Annotated in this window: 11 protein-coding genes; 6 read left to right on the top strand and 5 right to left on the bottom strand. The window is 63.8% G+C overall.

The annotated features are described in order from the left end of the window. Positions 1-66: 66 nt before the first annotated feature. Entirely contained in the window at positions 67-792 is a 726-nt protein-coding gene (locus AB870_RS15280) for a GNAT family N-acetyltransferase (protein WP_047905377.1), read from the top strand. Between the two features lie 105 nt (positions 793-897). Here the strand turns inward: AB870_RS15280 and AB870_RS15275 are convergent, their stop codons facing one another. The 3 genes from AB870_RS15275 to AB870_RS15265 form a co-directional block, all read right to left on the bottom strand. Then, positions 898-2,190, bottom strand: a complete 1,293-nt coding sequence (locus tag AB870_RS15275; RefSeq protein WP_047905376.1) for an NCS2 family permease — start codon at positions 2,188-2,190, stop codon at positions 898-900. A gap of 104 nt (positions 2,191-2,294) precedes the next feature. Continuing rightward, positions 2,295-3,335, bottom strand: coding sequence for a porin (locus AB870_RS15270; protein WP_047905375.1), 1,041 nt, complete (start codon positions 3,333-3,335; stop codon positions 2,295-2,297). 358 nt (positions 3,336-3,693) lie between these two features. After that, a complete protein-coding gene (locus tag AB870_RS15265) occupies positions 3,694-4,533 on the bottom strand; it encodes a metal-dependent hydrolase (RefSeq protein ID WP_047908251.1) in 840 nt (279 codons plus the stop codon). Between the two features lie 122 nt (positions 4,534-4,655). Here AB870_RS15265 and AB870_RS15260 point away from each other — a divergent pair, with 122 nt between their 5' ends. The 3 genes from AB870_RS15260 (at position 4,656) to AB870_RS15250 (ending at position 8,646) form a co-directional block, all read left to right on the top strand. Beyond that, positions 4,656-5,306, top strand: coding sequence for a TetR/AcrR family transcriptional regulator (locus tag AB870_RS15260; RefSeq protein WP_047905374.1), 651 nt, complete (start codon positions 4,656-4,658; stop codon positions 5,304-5,306). Positions 5,307-5,346: 40 nt separating this feature from the next. Further along, positions 5,347-6,942 (top strand): Na/Pi cotransporter family protein, encoded by a 1,596-nt coding sequence (locus AB870_RS15255; RefSeq protein WP_047905373.1) that lies wholly within the window; start codon positions 5,347-5,349, stop codon positions 6,940-6,942. Positions 6,943-7,437: 495 nt separating this feature from the next. Then, positions 7,438-8,646, top strand: a complete 1,209-nt coding sequence (locus AB870_RS15250) for an arabinose transporter (RefSeq protein ID WP_047905372.1) — start codon at positions 7,438-7,440, stop codon at positions 8,644-8,646. Here the strand turns inward: AB870_RS15250 and AB870_RS15245 are convergent. After that, entirely contained in the window at positions 8,621-9,520 is a 900-nt protein-coding gene (locus AB870_RS15245) for a PhzF family phenazine biosynthesis protein (protein WP_047905371.1), read from the bottom strand. The two genes, AB870_RS15250 and AB870_RS15245, sit on opposite strands and share 26 nt — an antisense overlap. Before the next feature lie 674 nt (positions 9,521-10,194). Between AB870_RS15245 and AB870_RS15240 the strand changes: the two genes are divergently transcribed. Beyond that, positions 10,195-11,505, top strand: a complete 1,311-nt coding sequence (locus AB870_RS15240; RefSeq protein WP_053059707.1) for an MFS transporter — start codon at positions 10,195-10,197, stop codon at positions 11,503-11,505. A 117-nt stretch (positions 11,506-11,622) separates the two neighbouring features. Continuing rightward, the gene (locus AB870_RS15235; protein WP_053059345.1) at positions 11,623-13,089 is read left to right on the top strand and encodes an IS1182 family transposase; all 1,467 of its coding nucleotides are present in this window, start codon (positions 11,623-11,625) and stop codon (positions 13,087-13,089) included. Between the two features lie 137 nt (positions 13,090-13,226). On the opposite strand, the gene AB870_RS15230 is transcribed toward AB870_RS15235, so the two are convergent. After that, positions 13,227-15,467: an NADP-dependent isocitrate dehydrogenase gene (locus tag AB870_RS15230; protein WP_047905370.1), complete on the bottom strand. Its 2,241-nt coding sequence runs from the start codon at positions 15,465-15,467 to the stop codon at positions 13,227-13,229. Positions 15,468-15,507: the final 40 nt, after the last annotated feature.

Genomic DNA, 15,507 nt, shown 5'->3' with positions numbered 1-15,507 from the left:
CACTGAAGGGGTAACCTAAACATCGCCAGACGCTTGCCCTGCCACTTTGCCGGAGATGAGAGAGAAATGACCGACGTCCCGAACTTCAACGAATACGATCAGCCGATCGGTCCGCCGCTGCCCGGCTGGACGCCGCGTGCCCTGCCGCCGCGAACGCCGATCCAGGGGCGATATTGCCGCCTGGAGCCGATCGACGTGGAGCGTCACGCCAGGGAGTTGTACGATGCGTACGCCACCGCGCCCGATGGCCGCGACTGGACCTACATGAGCGGCGGACCGTTCCCCGACTTCGACAGCTACTACGCATATGCCACCAGGCTCTCGGCATCCACCGATCCGCTGCATCACGCCATCGTCGATGTCGGGACCGGCAAGGCCGTCGGGACGCTCGCGCTCATGCGCATCGATCCCGCCAACGGCGTGGTGGAAGTCGGACACGTGGCTTACTCGCCGTTGCTCAAGCGCACGCGTGCGGGCACCGAGGCGCAATACCTGCTCATGCGCCGCGCCTTCGACGAACTCGGCTACCGTCGCTACGAATGGAAGTGCGACGCGCTCAACGCTGCGTCGCGCCGCGCGGCCGCCCGCTATGGCTTCACCTTCGAGGGCATCTTCCGTCAGGCCATCGTCTATCGCGGCCGTAGCCGGGACACCGCGTGGTTCTCGATCACGGACGGTGAATGGCCGGCCATCAGTCGCGGCTTCGAGCAGTGGCTCTCGCCAGAGAATTTCGACGCCCGGGGCCAGCATCGCGCAGGCCTGGCGGCGCTGATCGCGGCGGCCAGGGCATAAGCCGGGCGCAACGCAAAAAGCGAACGGCCCGCCGGGAAGTTTTCCGGGGGGCCGTTTCGCGACATCTCCCGTTTTCGGGAGAATCGTTGGGCTTTGTCGATCCGCTCAGCCGGGGAAGAAGATGTACTTCAGAACGAAGAGCACGGCGATGACCCACGCTGCCGGATGCACTTCCTTGGCACGGCCCGTGAACAGCTTGAGCACGGCGTACGAGATGAAGCCGAAGGCCAGACCGGTGGCGATCGAGTACGTGAACGGCATGGCCAGTGCGGTCAGCGCGGCCGGCGTGGCTTCGGTGATGTCGTCCCACTCGACGTCGAGCAGTTCGCGCAACATCAGGCCCGCCACATACAGCAACGCCGGTGCCGCCGCGTAGGCCGGGACCGATCCCGCCAGCGGGGCGATGAACAGCGCGAGGATGAACAGCACGGCAATCGTCAGCGCGGTGAGACCCGTACGGCCACCGGCCTGAACGCCCGAGGCGCTCTCGACATAGGCCGTCGTGCTGCTGGTGCCCAGCAGCGAGCCGATGAAGATCGCGATCGAGTCGGCGAAAAGCGCACGTCCCAACCCCTTGTAATGCGTGCCTTCGAGCAGGCCGGCGCGTTTGGCCACACCCATGAGCGTGCCTGTCGCGTCGAACACTTCCACCAGCACGAAGGCCAGAATCACGTGCACGAAGCCCGCGTGCAGTGCGCCTGGAATGTCCAGTTGAAGGAACGTCGGGGCGAGGCTCGGCGGCATGGCGAACACGCCCTGGAACTGGTTCAGGCCCAGCACCATCGAGAGCACGGTCACCACCAGAATGCCGATCAGGATGGCGCCGCGAACCCGCAGCGCGTCGAGCACGGCGATCAGGAAGAAGCCGAAGATCGCGAGCAGCGCCTGTGGCGAGTGCAGGTCCCCCAGGCCGATCTTCGTTGCCGGATTGGCGACGACCACACCGGCGTTACCCAGTGCGATGATGGCGAGGAACAGGCCGATACCCGCGGCGATGGCGCATCGTAACGATTTGGGTACCCCGGCAATGAGCCAGGATCGCACCCCCGTGACGGTCAGGATAATGAACAGACACCCCGAGATGAACACCGCGCCGAGCGCCTGTTGCCAGGTGTAGCCCATGGCGCCCACGACCGTGAAGGCGAAGAAGGCGTTCAGGCCCATGCCCGGCGCCATGCCGATCGGGTAATTCGCGACGAAGGCCATCACCACCGAACCGATGGCGGCGGCAAGGCACGTCGCCACGAACACGGCGCTCTTGTCCATGCCCGTCGTGCCGAGGATGTTGGGGTTGACGAAAATGATGTACGACATGGTCAGGAAGGTCGTGAGACCCGCCACCATTTCCGTCCGTACATTGGAGCCATGCTCCTGGAGTTTGAAGAATTTGGTCAGCAACGCGCTCTCCTTGTGACTTTGTTATGCCGTTGTCCGTGTGCAGCGGGGGCGCGCGCATTGTACTGCGCGCGCGTGCGTACTACCGGGTTTGTGCGACGAGTTTGTCAGAACTTCATGCGCATGCCCACCCCGAAAGTATTCCCGGCATCCAGCCCGGAGACCTTGTCGTTGAGGTAGGCGGTGTACACGTCGGTGCGCTTGGACAGACCATAGTCATAGCCGATGGCCCACGTATTGCGGCTGCTGGTGTTCGCCCCGGAGTTCTTCGTATAAGCATAGGACGCCATCACGTTGCCGCCACCCAAAGGCACGGTAAAGCCGAGTTGACCGCCGTTGGAAGTCAGATTGCCGCCGGTGATGGTGTTCTTGATGTACTGATACTGCCCGAAGAACTTGACCACCTTGAAGTCGTACGTCAGACCGGCTTGCAGCGCCTGCTGATTGCGAAAACCCGTGATGCCGGCCTGGTCGTCGGGCACCGCGTCGAATTTGACCTGCTGGTAGGCGAGGGTGGCCGCGAGCGGGCCATGGAAGTACATCGCGGCGGCGCTCCACTTGTTCTGTCCCGTCTCGCCTGCCTTGTTGCCGAACGCATACGAAAAGCTCGCGCCGAGGCCCTTGTAATCCGGCGTGGCATACATGACCGCGTTGCTCCACCCCGAGTCGCCCACGATCCCCTGACCCGCGAGGCCGAGGAACGTGTGATACACCATCGGACTGAACGTGTAGGAGTCGATGAACGGGTTGAAGAGAATCGTCGAGACGAAGTACGACGTGGTAAGCCGGCCCATCGTGACCGTGCCGAGCGTATTCGATTGCAGACCGACATACGCGTTGCGCGAGAAGAAGCTGTCGCCGGTGAATCGGCCGTAGTGCCCGTTTTGCGGGAGGAAAAAGTCTTCCAGCGTGAAGATTGCCTTGAGGCCGTCGCCGAGATCCTCCGATCCCTTCATTCCCCAGTACGAGGTCGACATGCCGCCGCCGCCCTGCGTCCACGCGCGCTCGCCCCCGGGGGCCTTGGCCGCGCCGACCCAGGCGTCGACCTGGCCGTAAAGGGATACGTTCGATTGTGCGTTGGCGACGCCCGCCGCGCCGCAAACCGCGAGGGCGAGCGCGCCCCGCAGCCAACCTGCTGCCTTGCTCATGAATGTGTCTCCGTCTCGTTTTAGTCTGTGCGTGCCTCTGAACTTCTCTTTTCACCGAACAGTGCAAGGGGGCACGCCTGAGTCATTGACACACTGACTTCGCATCGCGCGGTTATCGGTGCTGCATTGAGGCGTGATCATTATTATCAACTTGCCTCACGCGAAATATCACGCGGCGTTGATACTCGGTATTCCGTTGTTACCGTCACACTTCGCGGGTTAACACGGGCGGTTTTGCTCTTGCGTAGCGCAATTTACGGGGAGACGAAAGCGGGCGGGGCAGACGCGAAAACGCCGCCGGCAACGATCGCCTGCGGCGTGCGAGGTGCGTCCCGGCGGCGGTTGCGCCAACGGCCAGTCAGCGAACGGCGCGCCAGCTTGCGTTATGGGCTTCGAGCCAGCGTTCGGCCAACTTCGGATCGCCGTGGCGATTCGGATGGAAGGAGGGCAGCAGGTACTTGAGCATCGGTCCGGTGGTGCGCCACACCAGCGCGTCGCGTCCGAAGAACATCGAGACGAATCCCAACCAGGTGCGCGGCTTGAAGAGCGTGCCGTCGTGCCAGAGGTTATTGATCGTCTGCGCATGGCTTTCGAGTCCGAACATGAACAGCACGTAGACGAACGACAGCACGCGCTGCCGCTCGCTGCCGCCCAGTGCGCGATACAGATCGAACGCCACGGCCTTGTGCTCGGTTTCCTCGGCGGCATGCCAGCGCCACATCAGGCGCATCTTCGGCTCGGCCTTCGCGAGCCAGCCCTCGTAACGCAGCGCACCGTCGCCGAACACCGCCGTGCAATGTTCGTAGGCGGCGGTAATCGCCAGCATGTACATCGGCGAGAAACGGCGGCGGCGCGCGAACCGGATGCGCCGCGTGGCCCAGTTTTCCCAATGGTTCACGAGACCTTGCCGGGCGAGCTGGGCGTTGTACTGCCCGTGCAGATGGCGGTGGGTCGCCTCCTGCCCGATGAACTGCGCGATGTCGGCACGCAGCTTGTCGTAGCGCGCGTCGTCAGGCAAACGATCCATCGTGTCGCGTACCGAGTCGATGAACGATTGCTCGCCGACCGGAAAACTCATCGACAGGGCGTTGTAATACATCGTGCGGTAAGCGCAGCCGCTATGCCAGTGACGATCGAAGCCGCTCGCCAGATCGACGGTCAGCTTGCGTACGGTCAGGGCCGAAATGTCGTTGCTCATGATGGCGGACCTCTCTTCAATGTGACGCAATGACGCCGTCTCTTGAATTTCGTCTTGAATGTGAGCATCATTCATTTTTCAGACGCTTGCCCGCAACTCGCTTCCCGCTCAGGTTTTCCGTTATGCCAGCATCCAAGCCGCCCACTACCCCGAATGCCGCGTCGACCATGCGTAAGCGGCCGATGCAGGCGCGCGCGCAACACACTGTCGAGACCATTTTCGAGGCCACTGCTCAGATTCTCGACGAAGAAGGCGAAGCGGCGCTCACCACGAATCGCATCGCCAGAAAGGCCGGGTTTTCCATCGGTACGCTGTATCAGTACTTTCCGACCAAAGAGGCGATCCTGCTGGCGATGATTGCGCGCGAGCGTCGCCGTGTGATGGACGAGCAGAACGAGCGTCTTGCCCAGGCGGCCGCGCAGGGCGACGACCCCGAACGCGTGATTCGCGAGCGTATCCGGTTGCTGATCGAGGCCTTCGGTTCGGGCGGGCGCGTGAAGCGCTCGCTCATCAAGATGGCGTGGCAACTGGATCACCACGAGAATGTCATGCAGGCGATGCGCGAGGCGGCCGAACACATCGCCATCGCCATGTCGCGCCGCGCCGCGCCGGAGATGCGAAAGCCCACGGCCGCCACCGTGTTCGTTCTCACGCGCGCCGTCATGGGTACGCTTCGCTCGGCGGTGCTCGAAGACTCCCCATTGCTTGGCACTCCGGAATTCGAGGACGAGCTTTACCGGTTATGCTGGGGGCTGTTGCGCGCCGACGTCTGACGCTCCATCGCTTGAACTCCTTTATTCGGGAACGCGTTGCATGGCTGAAATCATCAAGGCGGTCAGTATTCTGGCGGGCGGTGTCGGTATCTTCCTCATCGGCATGGCGATGATGACCGACGGCCTCAAGCTCGCTGCCGGCCCGGCGCTCGCGCGCATTCTCTCCGGAGCGACGCGCACGCGCTGGCAGGCCTTCGCTTCGGGCGTGCTCGTCACGGCCATCACGCAAAGCTCGTCCGTCGTGACGATTGCGACCATCGGTTTCGTCAACGCGGGATTGCTCAAGCTCGGCGGGGCGCTATGGCTGATGTTCGGCTCCAACCTCGGCTCCACCATGATGGGCTGGATCGTCGCTGTCATCGGCCTCAAGCTCAATATCGACGCCTTCGCCCTGCCGATGATCGCCATCGGCGTGGCCATGCGGCTGAGCGGCGCGGCGTCGCGACGTGGCGCCATCGGCAACGCGCTCGCGGGCTTCGGCCTGCTCTTCTTCGGCATCTCGCTGCTGCAATCGGCCTTCGTCGACATGGCCGGCATGATTCGCCTGCCCGACGGCGATGGGCCGCTCGACGTGCTGCTGCAAGTGATCGTCGGGTTCGTGCTCACCTGTATCGTGCAGTCCTCGGCCGCGGCGATGGCGATCACGCTGACGGCGGCGCAGAACGGCCTGTTGAGCGCGCAGGGCGCGGCGGCCGTCGTGATCGGGGCGAATGTGGGCACCACCGTCACGGCAGTGATCGCCGCCGTCGGCGCGACGCCCAATGCGCGCCGTGCCTCGATGGCGCACGTCGCTTTCAACGTGGTCGCCGCCGTGCTCGCCTTGCTGCTGTTGCCGTGGATGATCCGCGCGATCGCCATTGGCCTGTCGTGGGCAGGGTACGCAGTCGATCCTGCCATCCAGCTCGCCATCTTCCATACCACGTTCAACGTGCTTGGCGTACTGCTGATGATTCCGCTCGCCACGCCGTTGCTGCACTGGCTGCAACGACGCTTCCGTACTCGCGAGGAGGACGAAGGCGCGCCGCAGTTCCTCGACGACAACGTTCTGCAGGTGCCCCAACTCGCCGTGGACGCCCTCAGGCGCGAGGTTGAGCGACTGGGCGCGATGACCCGGCACATGGTGCGCGGTGCGCTCGCGGCGGCGAGCCCTGGGGTGCTGGGGCAGGAACATGCGTCGGTGACGCGACTGGCGAGCGTCTGCCAGTCGTTCGCGGAGCGAATGAGCCGGGTGGCAATGGAGGCCGTCGCCGCGGAGCAGCTGGCGGACACACTGAGGACCTTGCGCTACTACGAGAGCGCAGCCGAGCAGGCGGTTGCGGCGGCGGCGTTGCACGATCGGACGACTACGGCAACGGGGCAGGCCGATGTCTACACCGCGTTCCTGCGCGAGTCGACCGCATTGCTGGACCACGTAGAGAGCGACACGTTGCCTGCGGATGGCGGCGAATCGCTCGGTACGCACGCGGCGTCCATGGAAGCCGCCTACGGCGGACTCAAGGCCAAGTTGCTGGCCGACGGCGCGGCCGGCAGCGTGCGCATCTCCGTCATGGAAGAGGCGTTGCGCCGCTACAGCGCGTTGCAGCAGACGGTCAAGGCCAGCACCCATCGGGCCAGGGGAACGGATCCGATCGACTGATCGGGACACCGTCGGCGAGCAGCCTGTCTCGTGCCGCAGCGTCGCAGTGCAGCGACGCCGTCGCTCCGATGCGCCTCATCCCCGCCGCTTCCTTGCCGCTTCCTTGCCGCTTCTTCGCCGGATCCTTGCCGCTTGCGCAACGCAATATGCGTGGCTAGAATGGCCACAGATTTCTGACTTCGGCAAACCATCGTCGATGTCACGTAAGCGTTCACGTCATTCAACGCATTCTCCGCGACAGCGGCCGGTCAGACCGGCACGTCGGTCGAGGGGCGTGCGTTTGTCGGTGAACGGCCGGTCAGCCCATTCAGCGCTGTCCGGGTTCCCTGAGCGCCACAAGCGCCGTCTCTTCCCGATTTGCCTGTACCGATCCGATGCCCCGTTGCGGTTGTTCGTCCGCCGGCTGGCGTCCGTCGTCCTGCGTCTGGCATGTCCGCGTTTTTGCGTGTCCGCCATTCGTCCAGCGTTGCCCGGCAACCTTTGGAGTCTTTTCGCATGTCGTCCTCCGCTGCATCGGCCCGTCAGACGGCCGCAACCCCGGCGCCTGCCAACGCTACGGCGTTGCTGGTGCGCTTCTCGCTGAACGTTTTTCTCGCGTGCCTGACCATCGGCATGTCCCTCTCGGTGGTGCCGCTGTTCGTGCATGACACACTCGGCTATCACAACGTCGTCGTCGGTTTTGCCGTGGGCGTACAGTCGCTCGCCACGGTGCTCACCCGCAAGTTCGCCGGGCGCACCGCCGATCAGCGCGGCGCGCGCGTCGCGCTGATGCGCGGTTTGCGGTTCGTCGCGCTCTCGGGCGTCGCGCTGCTCGCGCCCGGATTGTTGCCGATCGCGCCGGAGCCCCGGCTGGCGGTGCTCACGCTCGCGCGTCTGCTGCTCGGCGTGGGGGAGAGCCTGTGCATTACCGGTACTCTCACGTGGGCCATCGGCAGTCTCGGTGCGCCGCAATCGGGGCGTGTGATGTCGTGGACCGGCGCGGCCGTTTTCGGCGGCTTCGCCGTCGGCGCGCCGCTCGGGTTGACGTTGTACGGTGCGACGGCACTCAGCGGTGTCGCCATCGCGATCTGCCTGCTGCCGCTGGCCGGCTGGGCGGTCATCTCGCGGATCGCAGCGGTCGCGCCCGCGCACCATGCGGGTGGTGCGCTGCCGTATTCGCAGGTGCTGCGCATCGTGTTCATGCCCGGACTGGCGCTGGCGTTGCAGGGCGTTGGCTTCGCGGTGGTCGGTGCATTCGTGGTGTTGTACTTCGAAGCGTCGCGCTGGCCGGGGGCGGCCATTGCGCTGTCCGCATTCGGTGCGGCGTTCGTGCTCATGCGTCTGATCGGCGGACGCTGGCCCGAGCGCTTCGGCAATCTGCGTGTCGCGCAGGCGTCGCTCGCGGTGGAGGCCATCGGTCTGCTGATTGTCTGGCAGGCGCCGCTCGCGTGGCTCGCGTTGCTGGGCACGGCGCTCGCCGGTGCGGGCGCGTCGCTGATCTTTCCATCGCTGGGCATCGAAGTGGTCAAGCGCGCGCCGGCGGCGAGCCGTGGCACAAGTCTGGGAACTTACGCCGCGTTCCAGGACGTCGCGATTCTCACGACCGGCCCGCTCGCCGGGGCGGTGGCGAACCCGTTCGGTTACCGTGCCGTGTTTCTGTGCGGTGCGCTTGCGGCAGTCGTCGGCGTGATGGTGGTTGTCATATTGCGTGCACGTCACCGCTGATCCAGCAACCGGCACTCGCGTCGAGCGCGTCGCGCAGCGTCACGGTGATGGCGGACGGCCGTCCCATCGCCACGCCCTGACGCACGACCACGCCGCGCTCGCCCGGCGCGAGCCAGCCATAACGGCGTGCACCGTAGAGCAGTGCGGCGGCGGCAATGCCTGTCGCCGCGTCCTCGGGATAGCCGGACGAGCGCGGGAACTGACGCGCTTGCAACACCGGCAACGCGTGCCCGTCTTCTACCGCTTCGCGGGCGCAAGGGTAAAGCCCGGTCGAACCGATGGCGTCGCACGTGGCGAGCAGCGTCGTGAAGTCGGGGCAGAGCGCCTGCAATTGCGCGATGCTGCGCAGCGGCACGAGTGTCTTCACCCGGCTGGTTGCCGCGTTGCAGACGCCTTCGAGCGCGATGTCGTCCGGCGCGATGCGCAACGTGGCGCAGATGGCCGCAATCGCGCTGGCATCGACGACCGGTTCGGTGCGCCCGGCGGGCTGGCTCACTTCGATGTGCTCGCCATCGGCTGCGAGACGCCCCTGAACGCGTCCGCTCAGTGTCTCGATGGTGACGGGGCTGCCGTCCCATCGTCCCCCACGACGCAGGACCCATAACGCCCCCAGCGTGGCGTGTCCGCACATCTCCATTTCGTGATTCGGAACGAAGAAGCGAAAACGCCAGGCGTTCTCCGGGGCTCGCGCGTTCATGACGAAGGCGCTTTCGTGGCCGTAATGGGCGGCGACGGCCCGCATCTCCCCGGATGTCATCGCATCGGCATCGAGCACGATGGGGGCGGGGTTGCCGCCGTTGTCCCCTGCGGGAAAGACGCTGACCAGCGAAATAGTGGCGGGTGCGCGAAGCGAGAGCGGAGCGTGGGACGACATGACGGTAGGCATTCGGCGGTTGGCAAATGGCGGAGGGTGTGATGGCCCCGCCGTCGACACGGGCAGGTGGGCAACGACGGCCTCGGCGGCATCGTCAGGCCTCGACGGCGCTCGGAAGGGTCGTCATTGCGCAACGCTGCCGGAGGCCGATCAACGTCAAGATTACGCGCGAAAGGGCGCGCCTGTCAGCGGCGCACCGGCCGTGCACGGCGCAAATTTTCGGACATCACCGAGTGAGTCCGTGCGTGTCAGCCGTGGCGCTGGCCGTGACATGCGGCATCCTGCGATTGACGTGGCGTCACCGGGCGGCGCGTGTCAGTGGCGCGTTGCGTCGCGCCGATACGACATTCGCGAAGATGACGCTTTAAGAATTCGCTTAGAGATTGAGTGGGCGTTCCAAATTGAGAGGTGTCCTATGGTTTACAATCCGCGTCGGCCTCCCAATAACAGAAGGGGATGGCAGGGTGAGAAACGTCGCGAAACGGCTTGCGAGCCGGGCGCGACGTCCGGAGACAATGCCTCCGGACCCCCGCGGGATCGATTCTCGTACGACGGGAATCGTGAGGTCGTCAGAGCGGTCGAGCAGGTAAGGCAGCGTGATCGGTGCGAGTGGTCCGGGTGCGGCGTTGCAGTCAATTCAGGCTGCTGGGCAGCCGAGGTTCGAAGTGGAGACCATGAGTACTATCGCTAACGGTGTCAAAGCCAACGCGCACACGCGCGAGATCGAGGCGCAAGCCTACGCAAAAGCGACCTGGCGTTTGTTGCCGTTCCTTTTCCTGTGTTATGTCGCGGCCTATCTGGACCGCGTGAATGTTGGCTTCGCCAAGCTGCAAATGCTGAACGACCTCCAGTTCAGCGAGACCGTCTACGGTCTGGGCGCCGGTATCTTCTTCATCGGTTACTTCTTCTTCGAAGTGCCGAGTAACATCATCATGCACAAGGTCGGTGCGCGCCGCTGGATCGCGCGCATCATGATCTCCTGGGCCGTGCTCTCGGCAGCAACGCTGTTCGTGACGACGCCCACGCAGTTCTATGTCGTGCGCTTCCTGCTCGGTGTGGCCGAAGCGGGCTTCTTCCCCGGCATCGTGCTGTACCTCACGTACTGGTTCCCGGCACAGCGCCGTGGCCGTATGAACGCGTTGTTCATGATCGGGATCCCTGTCGCAGGTGTGTTCGGCGGCCCGCTCTCGGGTTGGATTCTGCAAGCGTTCAACGGCGTGGGCGGCTGGAAGGCCTGGCAGTGGCTGTTCTTCATCGAAGCCATTCCGTCGGTGATTCTCGGCGTGATCACGCTGATGTACCTGCCGAACGGCATCCGCGCCGCGAAGTGGCTCACGGAAGAGGAAAAGGCGGTGCTCGAACACAACATCGCGCAGGACAGCGCCGGCAAGGCGCCGCAGTCGGTTGCGTCGGTGTTCGCGAACGGCCGCGTGTGGCTCATGGCGGTGATTTACTTCTGCTGCATGATGGGCCTCTACGGCATCGGCTTTTACCTGCCGACGCTCATCAAGGCCAGTGGCGTGAAAAGCGCGCTCGACGTGGGGCTGCTGACCGCGATTCCTTACGCTTGCGCCGTCGTCAGCATGATCGGTGTGGCGCGCAGCTCGGACCGCACGCGTGAGCGACGCTGGCACTTCGCCGTGGTGTCGTTCGCCGGCGCCGCCGGTCTGTACCTGAGCACCGTCTGGGGCAGCAATGTGCCGCTCGCGATGGTGGCCCTGTCGGTCGGCACGGCCGGCATGCTGGCAACGATGCCGGTGTTCTGGACGTACCCGAGCGCATTGCTCGTCGGCGGCTCCGCCGCGGCAGCCATCGGCATGATCAACTCGATCGGTAACCTCGCAGGCTTCGTGAGCCCGTTCATCATCGGCTGGCTCAAGGACGTCACGCAGAGCACCAACGCGGGGATGTACTGCGTTTCCGCCGCGCTGGCGCTGGGCGCCGTGCTGGCATTGACGCAATCGAAGGAGCAGGTCAACCGCTGATCGTTCCGCGCAGTGTGAGCGGCTGTTAACGAAAAAAGCTGGTCCATGGGAATGGACCAGCTTCAGATTGCTGACAAACCCTCGCCAAGTGCGAGGGTTTTGTTTTTTAATAGCAGGATGCTAAAGATCCCGACGCCCACGCAGCACGAACTCGAGATGGTGACGCTCGAGGAACTCGTGCCGAAGGACCACCTGCTGCGCCAGATCGACGCGGCAGTGGATTTCGAATTCATCCGCGAAAAGGTCGCGCATCTGTACTGCGCAGACAACGGTCGTCCGGCGCTCGATCCGGTGGTGATGTTCAAGCTGCTGTTCATCGGCTACCTGTTTGGAGTGCGCAGTGAGCGGCAGTTGATGCGCGAGGTCCAGGTCAACGTCGCCTATCGGTGGTTCGCCCGGTTTCGGCTGACCGACAAGGTGCCGGATGCGTCGACGTTCTCACAGAATCGCCGCCGACGCTTCACGGACACGACGGTGTATCAGGAGATCTTCGACGAGATCGTGCGCCAGGCGATGGGCCGTGGTCTGGTCGATGGCCGTGTGCTGTACACCGACAGCACGCACCTGAAGGCCAACGCGAACAAGAACAAGTTCGACGTGGTAAAGCTGGAACAGACGCCTGCGGCCTATCTGGAGAAGCTCAATGCGGCAGTGGATGCGGACCGGGCCGCGCATGGCAAGAAGCCGCTGAATCGGGACGACGATGAGCCGCCGTCGAGCAAGGACACCAAGATTAGCCGGACCGATCCGGACAGCGGCTACATGGTGCGGGACGACAAGCCGAAGGGCTTCTTCTATCTGGACCACCGCACGGTGGACGCCAAGCACGCGATCATCACCGATACGCATGTGACGCCGGCCTCGGTGCACGACAGCCAGCCGTATCTGGAGCGGCTGGATCGACAGCGCGAGCGCTTCGAGTTCAAGGTGGAAGCGGTGGGGCTGGATGCTGGCTACTTCACGCCGGCGGTGTGCCAGGGGCTCGAGGAGCGGGAGATTGCCGGGGTGATGGGCTATCGCACGCCGAACCACAAGCCGGGGCTGTTCTACAAACGGCAGTTCCAATACGACGCGTACCGCAACGAGTACGTGTGCCCGCAGGGACAGGCGCTGCCGTACAGCACGACTAACCGGCTCGGCTATCGAGAATACAAATCCGATGCTCGGATATGCCGGTGCTGCCCGGTACGAGCACAGTGCACGAACAGTGCCAACGCGGTGAAGGTGGTGACGCGCCACGTCTGGGAGCGCGCCAAGCAGCGGGTGGACGCGAGGCGGCTGAGCGAGTGGGGGCGACGCATTTACGCGCGGCGCAAGGAGACGGTGGAACGCAGCTTTGCCGATGCCAAGCAACTGCATGGGCATCGCTATGCGCGCATGCGCGGGCTGCGCAAGGTGGCCGAGCAGTGCTTGTTGGCTGCGGCGGCGCAGAACATCAAAAAAATTGCGATGCTGGTGGCGCGCCTACGGGCGCGTTTAGGCGAGCGTTCGTCCCTTTGGCGCCCGTTTCGGTGGCTCACGAGCGTCCTGAGGGCTTGTCTCTCAATGTGCGCGCCCTTACGCTGCCCATTCGCCCTTGCCTAAAAGATAAAACCCCTCGCTCCGAAAAACGAGGGGTTCGTCAGCAATCTGAAGCTGGTCCATGGGAATGGACCAGCTTTTTTTCCGTCTGCCGACTGTCGGGCAACCCTTGCAGGCCGCCCGGGTCGAGTCGCTGCGACTTACGCCGTTGCGACGCTCGCCAGTGCCGCGTTGAACGTCTTGCTCGGGCGCATGACCTGTTCGAGCTTTTCGAAGTCCGGCTTGTAGTAACCGCCGATGTCGGTCGGCTTGCCTTGCACGTCGGCGAGTTCGCCCACGATCGTCTTCTCGTTCTCGGTCAGTTGCTTGGCGAGCGGTGCGAACAGCTTGGCCAGTTCGGCGTCGTCCTTCTGCCCGGCCAGTTCCTGCGCCCAGTACATCGACAGATAGAACTGGCTGCCGCGGTTGTCCAACTCGCCGGTCTTCGGCGAGGGACCCTTGTTGTTGTCGAGCAGCTTGCCCGTTGCGGCGTCGAGCGTCCTGGCCAGGATCTTGGCGCGTTCGTTACCCGTCTTGATACCCAGATCTTCCAGCGAAACGGCCAGTGCCAGGAATTCACCCAGCGAGTCCCAGCGCAGGTGGTTTTCTTCCACCAACTGCTTGACGTGCTTCGGTGCCGAACCGCCGGCGCCCGTTTCGTACATACCGCCACCGGCCATCAGCGGCACGATGGAGAGCATCTTGGCGCTGGTGCCCAGTTCCATGATCGGGAACAGGTCGGTCAGGTAGTCGCGCAGAATGTTGCCAGTCACCGAAATCGTGTCCAGGCCGCGGATCACGCGCTCGAGCGTGTAGCGCATGGCGCGCACCTGCGACATGATCTGGATGTCGAGACCGTTGGTGTCGTGATCCTTCAGGTACTTTTCCACCTTCTTGATCAGTTCGGCTTCGTGCGGACGGTACGGGTCGAGCCAGAACACGGCCGGCATGCCCGAGTTGCGCACACGGTTCACGGCGAGCTTCACCCAGTCGCGGATCGGCGCGTCCTTGACCTGGCACATGCGCCAGATGTCGCCGGCTTCCACGTTTTGCGAGAGCAGCACTTCACCCGTGGCAATGTCGACGATGTTCGCCACGCCGTCTTCGGCGATCTCGAACGTCTTGTCGTGCGAGCCATACTCTTCTGCTTTCTGCGCCATCAGGCCGACGTTCGGTACCGTACCCATCGTGGTCGGGTCGAATGCGCCGTTCGTTTTGCAGAAGTTGATGATTTCCTGATAGATGCGGGCGAACGTGCTTTCCGGAATCACGGCCTTCGTGTCCTTCGGACGGCCATCGGCGCCCCACATCTTGCCGCCGATTCGGATCATGGCGGGCATCGATGCGTCGACGATCACGTCGTTCGGCGCGTGCAGGTTCGAGATCCCCTTGGCCGAGTCGACCATCGCCAGTTCCGGGCGGTGTTCATGGCAGGCGTGCAGATCGCGGATGATCTCTTCACGCTGCGTGCTCGGCAGCGCTTCGATCTTCTCGTACAGGTTCACGAGACCGTTGTTGACGTTCACACCCAGTTCGTCGAACAGCTTGCCGTGCTTTTCGAAGGCTTCCTTGTAGAAGATCTTCACGGCGTGGCCGAACACGATCGGGTGCGAGACCTTCATCATGGTCGCTTTCACGTGCAGCGAGAACATGACGCCGGTCTTGCGGGCGTCTTCCATCTGTTCCTCGTAGAAGTCGCACAGCGCCTTCTTGCTCATGAACATGCTGTCGATGATTTCGCCGTCGAGCAGCGAGACCTTCGGCTTCAGAACAATCGTCTTGCCGCTGTTGGTGACGAGTTCCATCTTCACGTCGCGGGCCTTGTCGATCGTCATCGACTTTTCGCCGTGGTAGAAGTCGCCATGCTTCATGTGCGCGACGTGCGTGCGCGACGCCATGCTCCACTCACCCATGCTGTGCGGGTGCTTCCTGGCGTAGTTCTTGACGGCGAGCGGCGCGCGGCGATCCGAGTTGCCTTCGCGCAGGACAGGGTTCACGGCCGAACCGAGGCACTTCGAGTAGCGCTTCTGGATGGCCTTCTCTTCGTCGGTCTTCGGATCTTCCGGGTAATCGGGGACCTTGTAGCCCTTCGACTGGAGTTCCTTGATCGCGCTCTGGAGCTGGAACACCGAAGCGCTGATGTTCGGCAGCTTGATGATGTTCGTGTTCGGGTCCTGCGTCAGGCGACCGAGTTCGGCCAGGTTGTCCGGCACGCGCTGCTCTTCGGTCAGGAATTCGGGGAATTCGCCGAGGATACGGCCCGCGACCGAGATGTCGCTCGTCTCGATCGCCACGCCCGCCGGAGCGGTGAACGTGCGGATGATCGGGAGGAAGGAACTGGTGGCCAGAAGCGGTGCTTCGTCGGTCAGGGTGTAGATGATGCTGGGTTGCTGCGTACTCATCGCTGGTCTCGGATTCAAGAATCAGGAAAAGGTGGGGGAA

Source organism: Pandoraea faecigallinarum (genome assembly GCF_001029105.3).
GTDB lineage: Bacteria > Pseudomonadota > Gammaproteobacteria > Burkholderiales > Burkholderiaceae > Pandoraea > Pandoraea faecigallinarum.
The sequence above is the reverse complement of the archived record's forward strand: the minus strand, read 5'-3'. Positions and strand labels throughout refer to the sequence as shown.

Bases quoted from the DNA above. Each gene is read 5' to 3' on its own strand.
- AB870_RS15265 (WP_047908251.1), bottom strand. From the start codon at position 4,533: ATGAGCAACGACATTTCGGCCCTGACCGTACGCAAGCTGACCGTCGAT.
- AB870_RS15230 (WP_047905370.1), bottom strand. From the start codon at position 15,467: ATGAGTACGCAGCAACCCAGCATCATCTACACCCTGACCGACGAAGCA.
- AB870_RS15270 (WP_047905375.1), bottom strand. From the start codon at position 3,335: ATGAGCAAGGCAGCAGGTTGGCTGCGGGGCGCGCTCGCCCTCGCGGTT.
- AB870_RS15280 (WP_047905377.1), top strand. From the start codon at position 67: ATGACCGACGTCCCGAACTTCAACGAATACGATCAGCCGATCGGTCCG.
- AB870_RS15255 (WP_047905373.1), top strand. From the start codon at position 5,347: ATGGCTGAAATCATCAAGGCGGTCAGTATTCTGGCGGGCGGTGTCGGT.
- AB870_RS15250 (WP_047905372.1), top strand. From the start codon at position 7,438: ATGTCGTCCTCCGCTGCATCGGCCCGTCAGACGGCCGCAACCCCGGCG.
- AB870_RS15260 (WP_047905374.1), top strand. From the start codon at position 4,656: ATGCCAGCATCCAAGCCGCCCACTACCCCGAATGCCGCGTCGACCATG.
- AB870_RS15240 (WP_053059707.1), top strand. From the start codon at position 10,195: ATGAGTACTATCGCTAACGGTGTCAAAGCCAACGCGCACACGCGCGAG.
- AB870_RS15235 (WP_053059345.1), top strand. From the start codon at position 11,623: ATGCTAAAGATCCCGACGCCCACGCAGCACGAACTCGAGATGGTGACG.
- AB870_RS15245 (WP_047905371.1), bottom strand. From the start codon at position 9,520: ATGTCGTCCCACGCTCCGCTCTCGCTTCGCGCACCCGCCACTATTTCG.